This is a genomic window from Embleya sp. NPDC059237 (genome assembly GCF_042754105.1).
Taxonomy (GTDB): domain Bacteria; phylum Actinomycetota; class Actinomycetes; order Streptomycetales; family Streptomycetaceae; genus Embleya.
The window spans coordinates 85,357-101,608 of sequence record NZ_JBHZAE010000022.1; the positions used below are offsets into that span (position 1 = coordinate 85,357).

General features: G+C 70.8%; 14 protein-coding genes. 3 read left to right on the forward strand and 11 right to left on the reverse strand.

Going from position 1 to position 16,252, the window contains the following annotated elements:
* Positions 1 to 157: 157 nt before the first annotated feature.
* Positions 158 to 1,756, reverse strand: coding sequence for an ABC-F family ATP-binding cassette domain-containing protein (locus tag ACFXKZ_RS44365; RefSeq protein ID WP_380011213.1), 1,599 nt, complete (start codon positions 1,754 to 1,756; stop codon positions 158 to 160).
* A 249-nt stretch (positions 1,757 to 2,005) separates the two neighbouring features.
* On the opposite strand from ACFXKZ_RS44365, the gene ACFXKZ_RS44370 reads away from it, so the two are divergent.
* The gene (locus ACFXKZ_RS44370) at positions 2,006 to 2,902 is read left to right on the forward strand and encodes a neutral zinc metallopeptidase (protein WP_380011216.1); all 897 of its coding nucleotides are present in this window, start codon (positions 2,006 to 2,008) and stop codon (positions 2,900 to 2,902) included.
* Between the two features lie 357 nt (positions 2,903 to 3,259).
* Here ACFXKZ_RS44370 and ACFXKZ_RS44375 read toward each other — a convergent pair whose 3' ends face one another.
* Positions 3,260 to 3,787 (reverse strand): hypothetical protein, encoded by a 528-nt coding sequence (locus ACFXKZ_RS44375; protein ID WP_380011219.1) that lies wholly within the window; start codon positions 3,785 to 3,787, stop codon positions 3,260 to 3,262.
* Positions 3,788 to 3,958: 171 nt separating this feature from the next.
* Positions 3,959 to 4,390: an ATP-binding protein gene (locus tag ACFXKZ_RS44380; RefSeq protein WP_380011221.1), complete on the reverse strand. Its 432-nt coding sequence runs from the start codon at positions 4,388 to 4,390 to the stop codon at positions 3,959 to 3,961.
* Between the two features lie 545 nt (positions 4,391 to 4,935).
* Between ACFXKZ_RS44380 and ACFXKZ_RS44385 the strand changes: the two genes are divergently transcribed.
* Entirely contained in the window at positions 4,936 to 7,827 is a 2,892-nt protein-coding gene (locus ACFXKZ_RS44385; protein WP_380011224.1) for a hypothetical protein, read from the forward strand.
* 562 nt (positions 7,828 to 8,389) lie between these two features.
* On the opposite strand, the gene ACFXKZ_RS44390 is transcribed toward ACFXKZ_RS44385, so the two are convergent.
* From ACFXKZ_RS44390 to ACFXKZ_RS44425, 8 genes are read right to left on the reverse strand one after another with little or no spacing between them, the layout of a single operon-like run.
* Positions 8,390 to 8,722 carry a metal-sulfur cluster assembly factor gene (locus ACFXKZ_RS44390; RefSeq protein WP_078977703.1) on the reverse strand — a complete coding sequence of 111 codons (333 nt, stop codon included), beginning with the start codon at positions 8,720 to 8,722 and terminating at the stop codon, positions 8,390 to 8,392.
* Entirely contained in the window at positions 8,719 to 9,198 is a 480-nt protein-coding gene (gene sufU, locus ACFXKZ_RS44395) for a Fe-S cluster assembly sulfur transfer protein SufU (RefSeq protein ID WP_380011228.1), read from the reverse strand. The genes ACFXKZ_RS44390 and sufU overlap by 4 nt, the downstream gene beginning before the upstream one ends.
* Positions 9,199 to 9,234: 36 nt before the next feature.
* Entirely contained in the window at positions 9,235 to 10,494 is a 1,260-nt protein-coding gene (locus ACFXKZ_RS44400; RefSeq protein WP_380011231.1) for a cysteine desulfurase, read from the reverse strand.
* Complete coding sequence (gene sufC / locus ACFXKZ_RS44405) at positions 10,491 to 11,255, reverse strand: Fe-S cluster assembly ATPase SufC (protein WP_380011234.1); 765 nt, start codon at positions 11,253 to 11,255, stop codon at positions 10,491 to 10,493. The genes ACFXKZ_RS44400 and sufC overlap by 4 nt, the downstream gene beginning before the upstream one ends.
* 7 nt (positions 11,256 to 11,262) lie before the next feature.
* Positions 11,263 to 11,580, reverse strand: coding sequence for a non-heme iron oxygenase ferredoxin subunit (locus ACFXKZ_RS44410; RefSeq protein ID WP_380011237.1), 318 nt, complete (start codon positions 11,578 to 11,580; stop codon positions 11,263 to 11,265).
* The gene (sufD, locus tag ACFXKZ_RS44415; RefSeq protein WP_380011240.1) at positions 11,577 to 12,809 is read right to left on the reverse strand and encodes a Fe-S cluster assembly protein SufD; all 1,233 of its coding nucleotides are present in this window, start codon (positions 12,807 to 12,809) and stop codon (positions 11,577 to 11,579) included. Before sufD ends, ACFXKZ_RS44410 begins: the two co-directional genes overlap by 4 nt.
* 3 nt (positions 12,810 to 12,812) lie before the next feature.
* Positions 12,813 to 14,225 (reverse strand): Fe-S cluster assembly protein SufB, encoded by a 1,413-nt coding sequence (sufB, locus tag ACFXKZ_RS44420; RefSeq protein WP_380011243.1) that lies wholly within the window; start codon positions 14,223 to 14,225, stop codon positions 12,813 to 12,815.
* Complete coding sequence (locus ACFXKZ_RS44425; RefSeq protein ID WP_380011246.1) at positions 14,222 to 15,088, reverse strand: helix-turn-helix transcriptional regulator; 867 nt, start codon at positions 15,086 to 15,088, stop codon at positions 14,222 to 14,224. Before ACFXKZ_RS44425 ends, sufB begins: the two co-directional genes overlap by 4 nt.
* Positions 15,089 to 15,291: 203 nt before the next feature.
* Here ACFXKZ_RS44425 and ACFXKZ_RS44430 point away from each other — a divergent pair, with 203 nt between their 5' ends.
* Positions 15,292 to 16,221 (forward strand): ABC transporter ATP-binding protein, encoded by a 930-nt coding sequence (locus tag ACFXKZ_RS44430; protein ID WP_380011249.1) that lies wholly within the window; start codon positions 15,292 to 15,294, stop codon positions 16,219 to 16,221.
* Positions 16,222 to 16,252 lie beyond the last annotated feature (31 nt).

Genomic DNA, 16,252 nt, shown 5'->3' on the forward strand with positions numbered 1-16,252 from the left:
ATGGCTTCCCCTTGTGAGGGTTTCGTGGGGAAAACCTGTCGGGGGGACGAAAGCGATCACCCCGCCGGGTTGCCGAGGAAGGCAACCCGACGGGGTGTCGGTCGTTCGGGGCTCCCGGGCCGCGTCGCCCGGAAGCTCGGGCGCACCGCCCGGACGGTCAGGCGAGCGCGACCAGGTCGGCGTAGTCCTCGCTCCACAGGTCTTCGACGCCGTCCGGGAGCAGGATGATCCGCTCCGGCTGCAGCGCCTCCACCGCGCCCTCGTCGTGGGTGACGAGCACCACGGCGCCCTCGTACGTGCGCAGCGCGTCCAGCACCTCGGCGCGGCTGGCCGGGTCGAGGTTGTTGGTCGGCTCGTCCAGGAGCAGCACATTGGCCTTGGACACCACGAGCGTCGCGAGCGCGAGCCGGGTCTTCTCGCCGCCGGAGAGCACACCGGCCGGCTTGTCCACGTCGTCGCCGGAGAACAGGAAGGAGCCGAGCACCTTGCGTACCTCGACCAGATCGAGGTCGGGCGAGGACGAGCGCATGTTCTCCAGGACCGTGCGCTCCGGGTCCAGCGTCTCGTGTTCCTGTGCGTAGTAACCGAGTTGCAGGCCGTGGCCCGGCTCGACCTTGCCGGTGTCCGGGTCCTCGACGCCGCCGAGCAGCCGCAGCAGCGTGGTCTTGCCCGCGCCGTTGAGGCCCAGGATGACCACGCGCGAACCCTTGTCGATGGCCAGGTCGACGTCGGTGAAGATCTCCAGCGAGCCGTACGACTTGGACAGCCCGGTCGCCATCAGCGGGGTCTTGCCACAGGGGGCGGGCTTGGGGAAGCGCAGCTTGGCGACCTTGTCGGACTTGCGCTCGCTCTCCAGGCCGGAGAGCAGCTTCTCGGCCCGGCGGGCCATGTTCTGCGCGGCCACCGTCTTGGTCGCCTTGGCGCGCATCTTGTCGGCCTGCGAGAAGAGTTGGTCGGCCTTCTTCTCGGCGTTGGCCCGCTCGCGCTTGCGGCGGCGCTCGTCGGTCTCGCGCTGGAGCTTGTAGGCGTTCCAGCCGACGTTGTAGATGTCGATCGTGGTGCGGTTGGCGTCCAGGTAGAACACCTTGTTGACGCACGCCTCCATCAGGCCGACATCGTGGCTGATCACGATGAAGCCGCCCTTGTACGTCTTGAGGAAGTCGCGCAGCCAACCGATCGAGTCGGCGTCGAGGTGGTTGGTGGGCTCGTCGAGGAGCAGCGTGTCGGCGTCGGAGAACAGGATCCGGGCCAGCTCGACCCGGCGCCGCTGGCCACCGGAGAGCGTGTGCAGTTCCTGGCCCAGGATCCGGTCCGGCAGCCCGAGGCTGGCCGCGATGGTGGCCGCCTCGGCCTCGGCCGCGTAGCCGCCCTTGGTCAGGAACTCGGTCTCCAGGCGCGAATACCGGCGCATCGCCTTGGCCGCGGTCTCGCCGCTGGCGCTGGCCATCAGGCCCTCGGCCTCGCGCATCCCGGAGAGCGCGACGTCCAGGCCGCGCGCGGACAGGATCCGGTCCCGGGCCAGCACGTCCAGGTCGCCGGTGCGCGGGTCCTGCGGCAGGTAGCCGACCTCGCCGGTGCGGGTGATGGTCCCGGCCGCGGGCTGGGTCTCCCCGGCCAGCGTCTTGGTGAGCGTGGTCTTGCCGGCGCCGTTGCGGCCGACCAGGCCGATCCGGTCGCCGGCCGCGACCCGGAAGGAGGCCGGCTCGAGGAGGATGCGGGCGCCGGCCCGCAGTTCGACGTTGGTTGCGTTGATCATGAAGGACTGGACTCCCGGTCGGGGACTGACGAAGACGGACGATCGTGCGGGGCTCGCTGGGAAGCCGCACCGCGCTAAGGCCGCTCGCGGGGATATCCAGGGAAACCGACCATGCCCACGAGTCTACGGGAGCCGTCGGAACGAATTTCCGGGCATCCTCCCGGCGCGAAGACGACGGGCGCGATAAAACCCGCGAAAAGGGATATCCGTCACCCGACGTCTATTCCCTGTTGCCTTGGCGGTCGCACGATGCAGTTCGACGACGATGCGGATCTGGACACGTCCCAGATCGAGGACGAGCGCGGCTCGGGGGGCGGCGGGCTGCGTCGTCCCGGTCTCGCGGTGGGCGGCGGCGCGGCGGGCCTGATCGCCGTGGTCCTCGGCCTGATCTTCGGTCTGAGCCCGAACCAGCTCGGCCTGAGCGACGGCGGCGGGGGCGGGGGCGGCGCCGTGCCGGCGGACAATCGTGCGCTCCAGGACTCGTGCCGCAAGGGCACCGACGCCAACGCGCGCGACGACTGCCGGATCGTCGGGGTGGTGAACAGCGTGCAGGCGTACTGGACGGACGAGTACCGGCGCCGGGGCGCGACGTACAAGCCGGCGCCGACCCGGTTCTTCACCGGCAGCACCTCGACCGCGTGCGGCGGCGCCACCTCGGCGGTGGGCCCCTTCTACTGTCCCGGCGACCGCAGGGTCTACATCGACTTGGGCTTCTTCAACGAACTACGCACCAAGTTCGGCGCCAGGGGCGGGCCGTTCGCCGAGGCGTACGTGCTGGCCCACGAGTACGGCCACCACATCCAGGACCTCACCGGCCAAATGGCCAAGGTCGGCAACGACCGCCAGGGCCCGCAAAGCGCCTCGGTCCGCCTCGAACTCCAGGCCGACTGCTACGCCGGCGTCTGGGCCCAACACGCGACCACACCCCCGGGAGCCCTGATCACCAACCTCACCCCCCAGGACATCGCCGACGGCCTCGACGCCGCAGCAGCGGTAGGCGACGACCGCATCCAACAGGAATTCCAGGCCCGAGTAACCCCGGAATCCTGGACCCACGGCTCGGCAGCCCAACGCCAACAGTGGTTCCAAACCGGCTACACCACAGGCGACCCAACCAAATGCGACACCTTCACCAGCCGCATCTAACCCACCCCCGCCCGAGCCACCCCACCCCACCCAACGCCCAACGCCGGCCAAACACACACCAGCCCGCCCGGCGTTCGAGGCCAACCCAACCCACGCCCGGCGCCGGCCAAACGCACATCAGCCCGGCCGGCGCTTGAGGCCAACCCAACCCCACCCAAGCCCGACGCCGGCCGAACCCACTTCAGCCCGGCCGGCGCTTGAGGCCAACCCAATCAACGCCCGGCGCCAGCCGAACGCACATCAGCCCGGCCGGCGTTCGAGGCCAACCCAACCCACGCCCGGCGCCGGCCAAACGCACATCAGCCCGGCCGGCGCTTGAGGCCAACTCAGGAGCCCGGCCGGCGTTCGAGGCCAACCTCAGGCCGCAGCCCGAGCCCGATCCACGCTCTCCTCCGCATCGGCGACAGCCGAAAGATGCCGCGCCATCCGAACCCGCACTTCCCGCCCCCCGCCATCGGCAACAAGCAACGAAACCCAAGCGGCGGAAGCCTCGAGCGCAGCCCGCGCACTGGCCGCAGCCGCAGCCAGATACGGCAGCACATCGTCATCCGCCCCATCCCGCACCGTACCCGCGAGCCCGATCACATCCGCCGCCAACGCCGCGACCCGCAAAGGCACTTCGGCGGAATCCACCCCCGACCCAGGCCGATCCGAAACCTCCCGCGCCGTATGGCCCGTGCGCATGGCCCGCTCCCGCATCCGCCCCGCCTCGGCCCGCGCCGCCCGCATCGTCTCCTCCGCGTCGGTGGTGTGCAGGGCGAGTGCGGCGGCCCGCTCGACGAGCGCGGCGGCCTGCGCGGCCTGAAGCGCGGCGGCAGCCCCCCGCACCCGGACGTCGGGACTGGCCAGTCGATCGAGGTGTTCCCCGATGGTCTGTTCGCGCAACGGATCCTCCTTGCACACGTGTACAGGCGACCGAAATCGTTCCTGCCAGGGTGCACGGCAGACACCAATTGCGCCATTTTTTGCACTTATTGGTTCGACCCACCCACACCCGGGTAGGCCCTCGCCCACCTTCGACCAACCGACCAACGAACCGCCCGACCCGAAGACGTCTCACTCCACCGTCTTCACGTCACACCACACGACCTTGCCGTCCGGCACCGGATAGCTCCCCCACTCCTCGGCCATCGCCTCCACGAGCAACAACCCGCGACCATGCTCGTCCAGCAGGTCCACCGCGTCCCCCGTTTCGGGAAGCGCCGTATCGTCGTCCACCACCGCGATCCGGATCGAGTTCTCCCGACGCAGCACGGCGACCGCGACCGTACGCCCCCGCGTCGAGTGCTGGACCGCGTTGGTCACCAGTTCGGAGAGCAGCAGTTCGAGGGTGTCCACAGGTGCGTGCGGAACCCGCTCCGCAAGCACCGCGCGTAGCGCGTGTCGGGCGCGAGGTACGGCCTCGACGGTGGCCGACAGACACAGCGACAACAACAGCGGGCCGGCCGGAGACTCCCCGAATCGCGGCGATGATGCGATTTCGCCCACGTCTCCCCCTGTCTCCCCTGGTGGCGCGGATGAGGCGGCCGGAGGCATCGGCGACCTTTGTCCAAACTAGCCGTCCTTGTCTCCGCTGTTGGTGAGATCGACTTCTTTCCCCCTGGTGAAACGTGGCGCGGGCCGGCGATGGACGCACGGGCGGCGCTCGGTCGGCGCACATGGTGGTGGAAAGCGTCGCCCGACGCCCGAGGGGCGGTTCCCGGCCGGGCCGGCGGGGTAGCGATCCCCGACGACAGCCGCCCCATGCCACCGGCTCGAAGTCGTCGCGTGACCCTCGTCGCACGGCTCGAACCCCGGCTCGGGGAACCAACCGAACCGCCGTTTCGTCCCGCAAACAGACGGCAACGACCCGGGACCCCCCGGTGCCGGCTCGCCACCCGACCGTCGGGATCGCGACCGGAGAGTTCCACCGGCTCCCGGTGCGAGGTGCGGCGAAGCGCCGCATCACGCACCACACCGCACACCGGAGCCGGTGAACCTTTCCGGCCGGGGTACTAACGTCGGGGTTACCGACCGCGTCACGGAGGACCTGCATGCAGCCCCGGCTCCAGGCCACTCTGGCCGATTTCGTGCCCGCCCTGCGCTTCGTCGCGCCCGAACTCGTCGCCGACTACCTCGAGCACGACGATCTGCCCGCGGCGTGGTGGATGAGCGTGCCGGTGGTGCGTGCCGCCGACACCTTCGGCCGGGACGAACTGCCGGGACGGCTCGCCGATCTCGCCTACACCGAGCTGCGGCACCTGCGCCTGGGCGACCTGCTGCCCGGGGCCTGGCTGGCGCGCAACGGCTTCCGGCTGTCCCAGTGGCCCGACGGCGCGCGGACCAACGTGATGGTGCGCACCCCCGACTGGGCAGACCTGCTCACCACGACGGTGCGCGAGGTCGGCGACTGGACCCAGATCGGCACCTCGACCGTGCGGCCGCTGGTGGCCCGGCTGTTCGAGGAGGTCCTGGGACTGCTGCCGCAGGACGACGAATCGGTAGACGTGGACGCGCTGTTCGACGCGTCCGGCATGGCGGCGAGCCCGGCGGCGATGCCCGAGCCGGTCGCCGACCCGGAGCCCGAGCCCGAGTCGGAACCCGCGCCGGAGCCGGCGCCCGCTGCGGCGACCGTGATCCCGCCCGCCCCGGAGGACGGCGACTGGGACAACCCGGACGAGTGGGGCGACCTGGACGACGAGGAACTGCGTCCGGTCAAGCTGCCCGAGCCGTTGACCGCCGAACTGGGCACCGTGGTGCGTTGGCTGGCCGAACAGGCGCCGGACGTACCGCTGATGGCGCAGCTCGCCCAGGTCACCCTGGAGACCGCGGCCGTGGTCGGCCTGGAGGACGCCACGGACGAGGTGCGGATCGCGTTGACCGCGCTGCTCACCCAGGTGCCGTCCGGGCTGCGCGCGTCGCTGGCACTGCCGACGGCCCCCGTCGCGACCCAGCCGGAGCCGGCCGCCGCCGAGGCGCCCGACGCCGATGACGATGTCGCCGACTCCGACGACGACGATGCGACCGACTCGGGCCGGGACGCCTACGGTGAGATCCCGCCGACCACCCGGGCGAGCCTGCCCTCCGTCGCGGCGCCCGGCCCCGAGCGCGCGTCGGCCGCCGAGGCCCGCACGGAACCCCTCCCCGAGGTCGCCGCCCACCACCTCGACGCGCCCGCGGCCGAGCCCGCCGCCCCGACCGGCGCCAGGCCGGTGCCGAAGATCCGCACCACGGACACCTCCGAGGACCGCCGGCCGCACCCGGTCCCGCCGGCGGAGGAGCCCACGATCGACGAGGCGCCCGGCGTGGACGCGTTCGGCGAGACGCCGCCGATGACCGTCGCCGACGTCCCGATCCCCGCGCTCACCCGCAAGGGCAAGCGCACCGCCCCGCCGACCCGATCCGAGTCGCGCGCCGAGAGCGCCGACCCGAACGAGGAGGGCGGCCGGGACGCGTTCGGCGAGGTCCCGCCGCTCACCGCCGGCGCGGTCCCGGCGGTGGGCGAGGCCGCCGTGCCGCGCACCCCCGAGGGCCTGCGCATCCCGCCCCGACCGAGCCACCCGCCGCGTTCCGCGCCGACGCCCGCGCCGGCCGCCGCGACCGCCGCGGAGGTACCGTCCGTGCCCGCGCCGCCGGACCCGTCCGCCGTGCCGCCCACCAATCGGGGAACGAAGGCGAAGGCGGCCGACCCCGAGGCCACCGTCGAGATGGTGCCCGGCACGCTGCCGGCCGCGCCCGCCGAGGACGTCACGATGCTCGTCGACCGGCCGCAGTCGCGCGCCGGCGAGCCCGGCGGCGGCGACCTCGTCATCGTCCTGGCAACCTGGTTCCCGGCGAGCGAGCCGCGCCGCCGGGTACTCGCCCGGGACCGGCTGTTCACCGACGAACCCCGCGAACTGGATTCTCTGGCCGCCGAGTTCGGCACCTCGCCGGCCGAGGTCAAGATCCTGGAGCGGGACCTGCGGCGCAACCTGGACGAGCGCATCGGCCGCTCCGACGGCGCGCCGGTCCGGGTGCACCTGAGCTTCGTCCGGGACCGGCTCGGCGTCCTGACCACGGTGTCCGAACTGCGCACGCTGCACCCCAAGCACACCGAGACCGTGCCGGGTCTGGAGATCCAGGTCTGGCAGGTCCTGCGCGGCCTGCTCGGCCTGCACACCTCGGTCGACGGCTGGTTGTCGAGCGCGCCGCTGGGCGAGTTGTCCGACCGCACCCAGGCCACCCTGGACGCGGCCTGCGCTCGCGGCCCGGTGCCGCTGGCCGCGCTGGAGCGGGACCTGACCGCGATGGGCATCCGCCCGCCGCTGCAGGCCGCCTGGATCGCCCGCTTGGAGGGCTTCCAGGTGGAGAACGGCCAGGTGTTGTCCCGCTCCGCGGACACCCTGGAGCGGCCGGCCCGGAAGGGCGGGTCGGCACCGATCGGCGATCCGTCCCGGACTGCGGGCTGCTTCCGCGAGGACACCGGCGCGTGGGCGTTCCGGGTGGACGTGTCCACCGCGATGCTCGAAGGCGAGCCGGTCAAGGTGCCGGCGGCGTTCGCCCAATCCCTCGGCGTCACACCGGGCGGCCAGGTCCGGCTGCACCACGGCCACGGCCCCGCCGCACTGCGCTGGTCCGACACGCCCTACCTGGTGTCCCTGCGCGCGATCCTGGCCGGCCTGTCCGCACACGAGGGCGACATGGTCTTCATCTCGTCGATCCACCAGGGCCGCCTGGAGGCCCGCCTGGTCCGCGGCGACGCCACGGTCCGCCTCCCCCGCTGGGCAAGAGCCCTACGCCACACCGGCGTAGACCCGGTCCCGGAGCAGGTGAACCTCCCCGAACTCCTGGGCGCCAGAATCGGCCTCGACCCAGCCATCGACCTCAAGGCCGTCCTGCACCACCTACAACAACGGGGCGACACAGACATCCTCGAACTCCTGGGCGTCTCCCAACCCCGCCCATAACCGAAGCGGAACCGGGTCCAAGCGGTGGAGCGCAGCGGAACCGCAACCCACTACGCCACCGGTGGAGCGCAGCGGAACCGGAAACCCGGCGCCGCGCAGCGGCAACGCGCCCGCGCCCTTCCGCCCCCGACGGAGCGCAGCGGAGGAGAAACCACTCCGCAAGGGCGCCACGGACCAGGCAGGCCACCGAGACTCGGCCATGATCGTGGAGGCGCAGGTAGTGAGCCGTGTCGGGACTGGCCCCCGGCGTCCGGGCAAAGCCGCCGCCGGGCCGCCCCCGGGCGAAGTGATTCTCCTCCGCTGCGCTCCGTCGGGGGCGGAGGCGCGGGAGGCGTTGCCGCTGCGCGGCATCGGGTTTCCGGTGCCGCTGCGCTCCACCGGTAGCGCAGCGAATTCCGGCTCCGCTGCGCTCCACCGGAGGGCACAGCCCATCACGCAACCTCAGCCCGGCCGGCGCTTGAGGCCACCCCGGCCAACCAACATCCAACGCCAGCCAAAAACCCCAAGCCCGACCCCCCAGCCCGGCCGGCGTTTGAGGCCAAAGGGCCCAGCGGCCCAAGAGCTACAGGTTGAACCCCAAAGCCCGCAGCTGCTCACGCCCGTCATCGGTGATCTTGTCCGGCCCCCACGGCGGCATCCAGACCCAGTTGATCCGCATGTCCGCCACAATCCCCTCCGTGGCGGTCCGCGTCTGATCCTCGATCACATCCGTGAGCGGACAGGCCGCACTGGTCAACGTCATGTCGATCGTGGCGATGTTCGCGTCGTCGACATGCACGCCGTACACCAGCCCCAGATCGACCACGTTGATCCCGAGCTCGGGGTCGACGACGTCGTACATCGCCTCGGTGACGTCCTCCGGCGTGGCCACACCGGCCGCCTGGGTCTCGGTCATTTCTGCCCTTCCATCGTCTGCGGCGCCTGCGCCGAGTGCGCCGTGTCCAGCGCCTGCGCCGTGGCGTCCTTGAAGGCCATCCACCCCAGGAGCGCGCACTTCACCCGCGCCGGATACTTGCTGACGCCGACGAACGCCACGGCGTCCTCCAACACGTCCTCGTCCGGCTCGCCCTGACCCTTGGACTGCATCAGCGCCAGGAACTCGTCCCCGGCGTGCATCGCGTCCTCGATCGTGTGCCCGATCACCAGGTCGGTCATCACCGACGCGCTGGCCTGGCTGATCGAACAGCCCTGGCCCTCGTAGCTGACGTCGAGCACCTTCTCGCCGTCCAGCTTCACGCGCAGCGTGACCTCGTCCCCACAGGTCGGGTTGACGTGGTGGACCTGGGTGTCGAACGGATCCCGCAACCCCTTGTTGTGGGGGTGCCGGTAGTGATCCAGGATGATTTCCTGATACATCCCGTCGAGCTTCATCTCTTCGCCTCCCGCCCCTCCTCCGCCGAACCCGTACTAACCGAAAAACCGTCGGACATGTTCCAGCCCGGCCACGAGCGCGTCGACCTCGGCCGGCGTGGAGTACAGGTAGAACGAGGCGCGGGTGGTCGCCGGCACGCCGTAGCGCAGGCAGACCGGACGGGCGCAGTGGTGCCCCACCCGGACCGCGATGCCCTGTTCGTCGAGCACCTGGCCCACGTCGTGCGGGTGGATGTCGCCGAAGGTGAAGGAGATCGCCGCCGCACGCGCCACGTTGTCGGCCGGGCCGATGATCTTCAGCCCCTCGACGCTGTTCAGCGCGTCGACCGCGTATCCCGTGAGCGCGTGCTCGTGCGCGGCGATCCGGTCCATGCCGATCGCCGACAGGTAGTCGATGGCCGCACCGAGCCCGACCGCCTCCGCGATCGGCGGTGTGCCGGCCTCGAACTTGTGCGGCGCGGGCGCGTACGTGGACGCGCTCATCGTGACGGTCTCGATCATCTCGCCACCGCCCAGGAACGGCGGCAACTCCTCCAGCAGACCGAGCCGGCCCCACAACACGCCGATCCCGGTCGGGCCGCACATCTTGTGGCCGGTGAACGCGACGAAGTCGGCGCCGAGCGCCTGTACGTCGAGCACCATGTGCGGCGCGGCCTGCGACGCATCGACCACGACCAGGGCGCCGACGTCGTGCGCGCGGCGCACGATCGGGTCCAGGTCGTTGACCGTGCCGAGGATGTTCGAGGTGTGCACCACCGAGACGACCTTGGTCTCCTCGGTGATCACCTGCTCGATGTTCGACAGGTCGAGCCGGCCGTCGTCGGTGAGTCCGAACCACTTGAGCTGGGCGCCGGTGCGCTGCGCGAGCAGCTGCCACGGCACGATGTTCGAGTGGTGCTCCATCTCGGTGATCACCACGTCGGCGCCCACGCCCACCTTGAACGGCTCGTCCGCCCAGGTCAGCATGTTCGCGACGAGGTTGATCGCCTCGGAGGAGTTCTTGGTGAAGACGATCTCGTCCCGGCTGGGCGCGTTGATGAACGCCGCGACCTTGTCCCGCGCGCCCTCGTACAGCGCGGTGGCCTCCTCGGCCAGCACGTGCACGCCGCGGTGCACGTTCGCGTTGCTGCTCGCGTAGTAGTGCGTCATGGCGTCGATCACCTGACGCGGGGTCTGCGACGTCGCCGCGTTGTCGAGGTAGACGAGCGGTCGGTCGTCGTGCAGGAGCCGTTCGAGGATCGGGAAATCCTTGCGGATCGTGTCCGTGTCGAGCAGCCCCGGCAGGTGCAGTGTCATGCAGACTCCCCCTTGCCGGTGTACGCCTCGTAGCCCTCGTCCTCCAGCTTGTCGGCGAGCTCGGCACCGCCGGACTCGACGATCCGGCCGCCCGCGAAGACGTGCACGTGGTCGGGCTTGATGTACTTCAGGATGCGGGTGTAGTGGGTGATCAGCAGGGTGCCGATCTGCCCGGTGGCCTGCACGCGGTTGACGCCCTCGGAGACCACGCGCAGCGCGTCGACGTCCAGACCGGAGTCGGTCTCGTCGAGGATCGCGATCTTCGGCCGCAGCAGTTCCAGCTGCAGGATCTCGTGGCGCTTCTTCTCGCCGCCGGAGAAGCCCTCGTTGACGTTGCGCTCGGCGAAGGAGGGGTCCATCTGGAGGCGCTCCATGGCCTCCTTGACCTCCTTGATCCACAGCCGCAGCTTGGGGGCCTCGCCGCGGGTGGCGGTGGCGGCGGTGCGCAGGAAGTTGGACACCGAGACGCCGGCGACCTCGACGGGGTACTGCATGGCCAGGAACAGGCCGGCGCGGGCCCGCTCGTCGACGGTCATGGACAGCACGTCCGCGCCGTCGAGCAGCACACTGCCGCCGGTGACCTGGTACTTCGGGTGTCCCGCGACCGAGTACGCCAGCGTCGACTTGCCGGAGCCGTTGGGGCCCATGATGGCGTGGGTCTCGCCCTGCTTCACGGTCAGGTCGACGCCGCGCAGGATCTCGCGCGGACCGTTCTCGGCGTCCACACTGACGTGCAGGTCGCGGATCTCAAGCGTTGCCATAACGGACTCAGGACTCCTGGTTCACTTCGACGTAGACGGCGCCGCCGTCGATCTTCACGGGGTATACGGGGACCGGCAGGTTCGCCGGGGGACCCGAGGGACGGCCGGTGCGCAGGTCGAAGCGCGAGCCGTGCAGCCAGCACTCGATCGTGCAGTCCTCGACCTCGCCCTCGGACAGCGAGACGTTGGCGTGCGAGCACACGTCGTTGATCGCGTACACGTCGCCCTCGGTGCGCACGAGGGTCACCGGGACGTCGTCGAGCACGACGCGCAGCGGTGTGTCCTCGTGCAGGTCGCCCTCGGCGCATGCCTTGAGGTAGCTCATCGGGCGCCGCCCTCGAGCCGGGCCTCGATCTGCTTCATCAGCCGCTCCTGGAGGTCGGCGATGCCGACCCGGGCGATCACCTCGGCGAAGAAGCCGCGCACCACCAGGCGGCGGGCCTCGTCGGCCGGGATGCCGCGCGACTGGAGGTAGAACAGCTGCTCGTCGTCGAAGCGGCCGGTCGCGCTGGCGTGTCCGGCGCCGGCGATCTCGCCGGTCTCGATCTCCAGGTTGGGCACCGAGTCGGCGCGGGCGCCGTCGGTGAGCACCAGGTTGCGGTTCAGCTCGTAGGTGTCGGTGCCCTCGGCCGCGGCGCGGATGAGCACGTCGCCGATCCACACGGTGTGCGAGTCGGCGCCCTGCAGGGCCCCCTTGTAGGTGACCAGGCTGCGGCACTGCGGCACGTCGTGGTCGACGAACAGGCGGTGTTCGAGGTGCTGGCCGGCGTCGGCGAAGTACACGCCGTACAGCTCGGCGTCGCCGCCCGGGGCGTCGTAGACCACGCGCGGGAAGAGCCGGACCAGGTCGCCGCCGAGGGTGACCACCACGGAGGTGAAGGACGCGTCGCGGCCCACCCGGGCCAGGTGCGCGCCCACGTGCACCGAGTCGGCGTCCCAGTCCTGGATCGAGACGACCTTGAGCTTCGCGCCGTCGCCGACGATGAACTCGACGTTTTGCGCGTAGGTGGCGGAGCCGGCGTGGTCGAGCACCACGGTCGCCTCGGCGAACCGCTGGACCTCGATCGCGACGTGCCCGAACGCGGTGCCACCGGCGCCGCGCAGGTCGATCACGATCGGCTCGGCGAGCTGGGTGTCCTTGCCGACCACGACGAGGGTGGCCTTCTCGAACGAGCTGTACGCCTGGGCCGCGACCCGGTCGACGGGTTTGCCGGCCCGACCGATGCGCGCGTCGGAGCGGTCGACCGTCTCGACGGTGACGCCCTCGGGGGCGGTCACCGAGACGGTGACCTCGCCGCGCTCGGCCGCCGCCGCGGTGCCGTCGTGCAGACCGCGCAGGCGGGCCAGCGGGGTGAACCGCCAGTCCTCCTCGCGGCCGGTCGGCACGGCGAAGTCGGCCACGTCGTAGGACGCGGCGGCGACCTGGCGGGCGTCGGCGGGCTGGGCGACCGAACGGCCGGTGCCGGGGCCGGCGAGCACGTTCTCGGCCCCGGCCTCGCGCACGGCGATCGATCCGGCGGTGGTGCTACCGGGAGTGTTGGTGTTCGCAGCCATGGACTAGCCCACAGCCCCTTCCATCTGAAGCTCGATCAAGCGGTTCAATTCGAGGGCGTACTCCATGGGCAGTTCGCGCGCGATGGGCTCGACGAACCCGCGCACGATCATCGCCATGGCCTCGTCCTCGGTCATGCCGCGGCTCATGAGGTAGAACAGCTGGTCGTCGGAGATCTTCGAGACGGTCGCCTCGTGACCCATCGACACGTCGTCCTCGCGAACGTCGACGTACGGGTAGGTGTCCGAGCGGCTGACCGTGTCCACGAGCAGCGCGTCGCACTTGACCGACGAGGTCGAGCCGTGCGCGCCCTCCTCGATCTGCACGAGGCCGCGGTAGGAGGTGCGGCCACCGCCGCGCGCCACCGACTTGGACACGATGTTGGACGAGGTGTTCGGGGCGCAGTGCACCATCTTCGAACCCGCGTCCTGGTGCTGGCCCTCGCCCGCGAAGGCGATCGACAGCGTCTCGCCCTTGGCGTGCTCGCCGAGCAGCCACACGGCCGGGTACTTCATGGTGACCTTGGAACCGATGTTGCCGTCGATCCACTCCATCGTGGCGCCCTCGTGGGCCACCGCGCGCTTGGTCACCAGGTTGTACACGTTGTTCGACCAGTTCTGGATGGTCGTGTAGCGCACCCGGGCGTTCTTCTTGACCACGATCTCGACCACGGCCGAGTGCAGCGAGTCCGACTTGTAGATCGGCGCCGTACAGCCCTCGACGTAGTGCACGTAGGAGCCCTCGTCGGCGATGATCAGCGTGCGCTCGAACTGGCCCATGTTCTCGGTGTTGATCCGGAAGTAGGCCTGGAGCGGGATCTCCACGTGCACGCCCGGCGGGACGTAGATGAACGAGCCGCCCGACCACACCGCGGTGTTCAGCGCGGAGAACTTGTTGTCGCCGGTCGGGATGACCGAGCCGAAGTATTCCTTGAACAGCTCCGGGTGCTCGCGCAGCCCGGTGTCGGTGTCCAGGAAGATGACGCCCTGCTCCTCCAGGTCCTCGCGGATCTGGTGGTAGACGACCTCGGACTCGTACTGGGCGGCGACGCCCGCGACCAGGCGCTGCTTCTCCGCCTCCGGGATGCCGAGCCGGTCGTAGGTGTTCTTGATGTCCTCGGGCAGGTCCTCCCACGAGGCGGCCTGCTTCTCCGTGGAGCGGACGAAGTACTTGATGTTGTCGAAGTCGATGCCGGAGAGGTCGGAGCCCCAGGTCGGCATGGGCTTCTTGGCGAAGAGCCGAAGGCCCTTCATGCGCTGCTTCAACATCCACTCGGGCTCGGACTTCTTCGCCGAGATGTCGGCGACGACCTCCTCGGAGATGCCCCGGCGCGCGGAGGCGCCGGCGGTGTCCGAGTCGGCCCAGCCGTACTCGTAGGTGCCCAGGCCCTCGAGCTCGGGGCGAGCGTCGGTGGTCATGAAGTAGTCCTCCCGGAAGCCGGGTCGGCGGCGGTCGATTCCCGCGAACGGGAGGGGCCCCGGCGCGGCGGATTCTGGTCTTCGCTGGTTTTCGAAACGGAAGGTGCGGCCGGCGGACCGGACGAGCCGGTCCTGCGACCGGTCGGACCGGCCGTTTCAGCCTGTACAGCAGGAACGTGCGTGGTGCAGACGCCGTCGCCGTGGGCGATGGTCGCCAGCCGTTGCACGTGCGTGCCGAGAAGGCGCGCGAACACCTCGGCCTCGGCCTCGCAGAGCTGCGGGAACCGCTCGGCGACGTGCGCCACCGGACAGTGGTGCTGGCAAAGCTGCTCTCCGCCGGGTGCGGGCCGCGCACTCGCGGCATACCCGTCGGCGGACAGCGCCTCGGCCAGCGCTCGGGCCCGCTCCCCGGTGGGCGCGGACTCGACCGAGGGACGATACCTCTCCTCGCGGGCGGCAAGCCGCTCGCGGGCAAAAGTTGCCACCGCCTCGGTGCCGAGCCGTTCGGCCACGAAGCTCAGCGCCTCGGCCGCCAGCTCGTCGTATTCCTGGTGGAACCCGGAGCGGCCGGCGTCGGTCAGCGCGAACAGCTTGGCCGGACGACCCCGGCCCCGGCGTCCGTAGACGCGCTGCTCGCCGGCCACCAACACACCCTCGGCGAGCAGTGCGTCGAGGTGGCGACGCACACCCGCCGGGGTCAGCTCCAGTCGCTCGGCCAGGTCCGCCGCGGTGGACGGACCGTGTTCGACGATCGACCGGGTGACCCGGTGCCGGGTGCCCTCGTGGCCGTCGTGTTCGGGCGTGCCGGCACCCGGGACGGTCGCCCGCCTCGGTGCCTCTTCGCTCGTCCGCGCGTTTTCCACAACACCATTGTTGCGTTAATAGTGCGCCAGGCCAAACGGCGTCCGCGTGGAGTCCATCACTTAGGTGTACCTAACATCACACTCCTCTCGGCATGGCGTTCGACCTGCGGATTCACCTGACGACCCGTCAGCCCCGCGCTGTTCCGGCCGTTCTCGCCGACCCCGGCACGAGGGGTGCCCGGGGCTTTCTAGACTGACTCGTCATGGACTCCTCGTCGCCGGCAGTCGCGCTCACGGGCCTGGTCAAGCGCTACGGCGACAAGACCGCCGTGGACGGGCTCTCGCTCACCGTCGAACGCGGCCGGGTTACCGCGGTCCTCGGCCCCAACGGTGCCGGCAAGACCAGCACGATCGAGATCTGCGAGGGCTACCGGCGCGCCGACGCGGGCGAGGTCCGGGTGCTCGACCTGGACCCGGTGCGCGACGCCGCCGCGCTGCGGCCCCGGATCGGGGTGATGTTGCAGTCGGGGGGCGTGTACTCGGGAGCGCGCGCCGAGGAGATGTTGCGCCACGTCGCCAAACTGCACGCACACCCCCTCGACGTGGCGATGCTGATCGAACGCCTGGGCCTGGGCTCGTGCGGGCGGACCACCTACCGCCGGCTGTCCGGCGGCCAGCAGCAGCGCCTGGCGCTCGCGCTCGCCGTGGTCGGCCGCCCCGAACTGGTGTTCCTGGACGAGCCGACCGCCGGCCTCGACCCGCACGCCCGGCACGCCACCTGGGACCTGGTGCGCGAGCTGCGCGCCGACGGGGTGAGCGTGGTGCTCACCACACACCTGATGGACGAGGCCGAGAAGCTGGCCGACGAGGTGGCGATCGTGGACCGCGGCCGGGTGATCGCGTCCGGCTCGCCCGAGGCGCTGTGCCACGACGGCGCGGAGAACTCGCTGCGCTTTTCCGGCCCGCCCGGTCTGGACATGGGCTCGCTGCTGAACGCGCTGCCCGAGGGCGCCAAGGCGTTCGAGGTCTCGCGCGGCGCGTACCGGATCGAGGGCGAGATCGACCCCCAACTGCTCGCCACGGTCACCTCCTGGTGTGCGCAGCACGGGGTGATGCCGGAGCGGCTGACGGTGGCACGGCGCAGCCTGGAGGACGTGTTCATGGAGCTGACCGGACGGGAGCTGCGGAGTTGAGCGCGGTGGCGAAGGCCGCGGCAACGCGGGA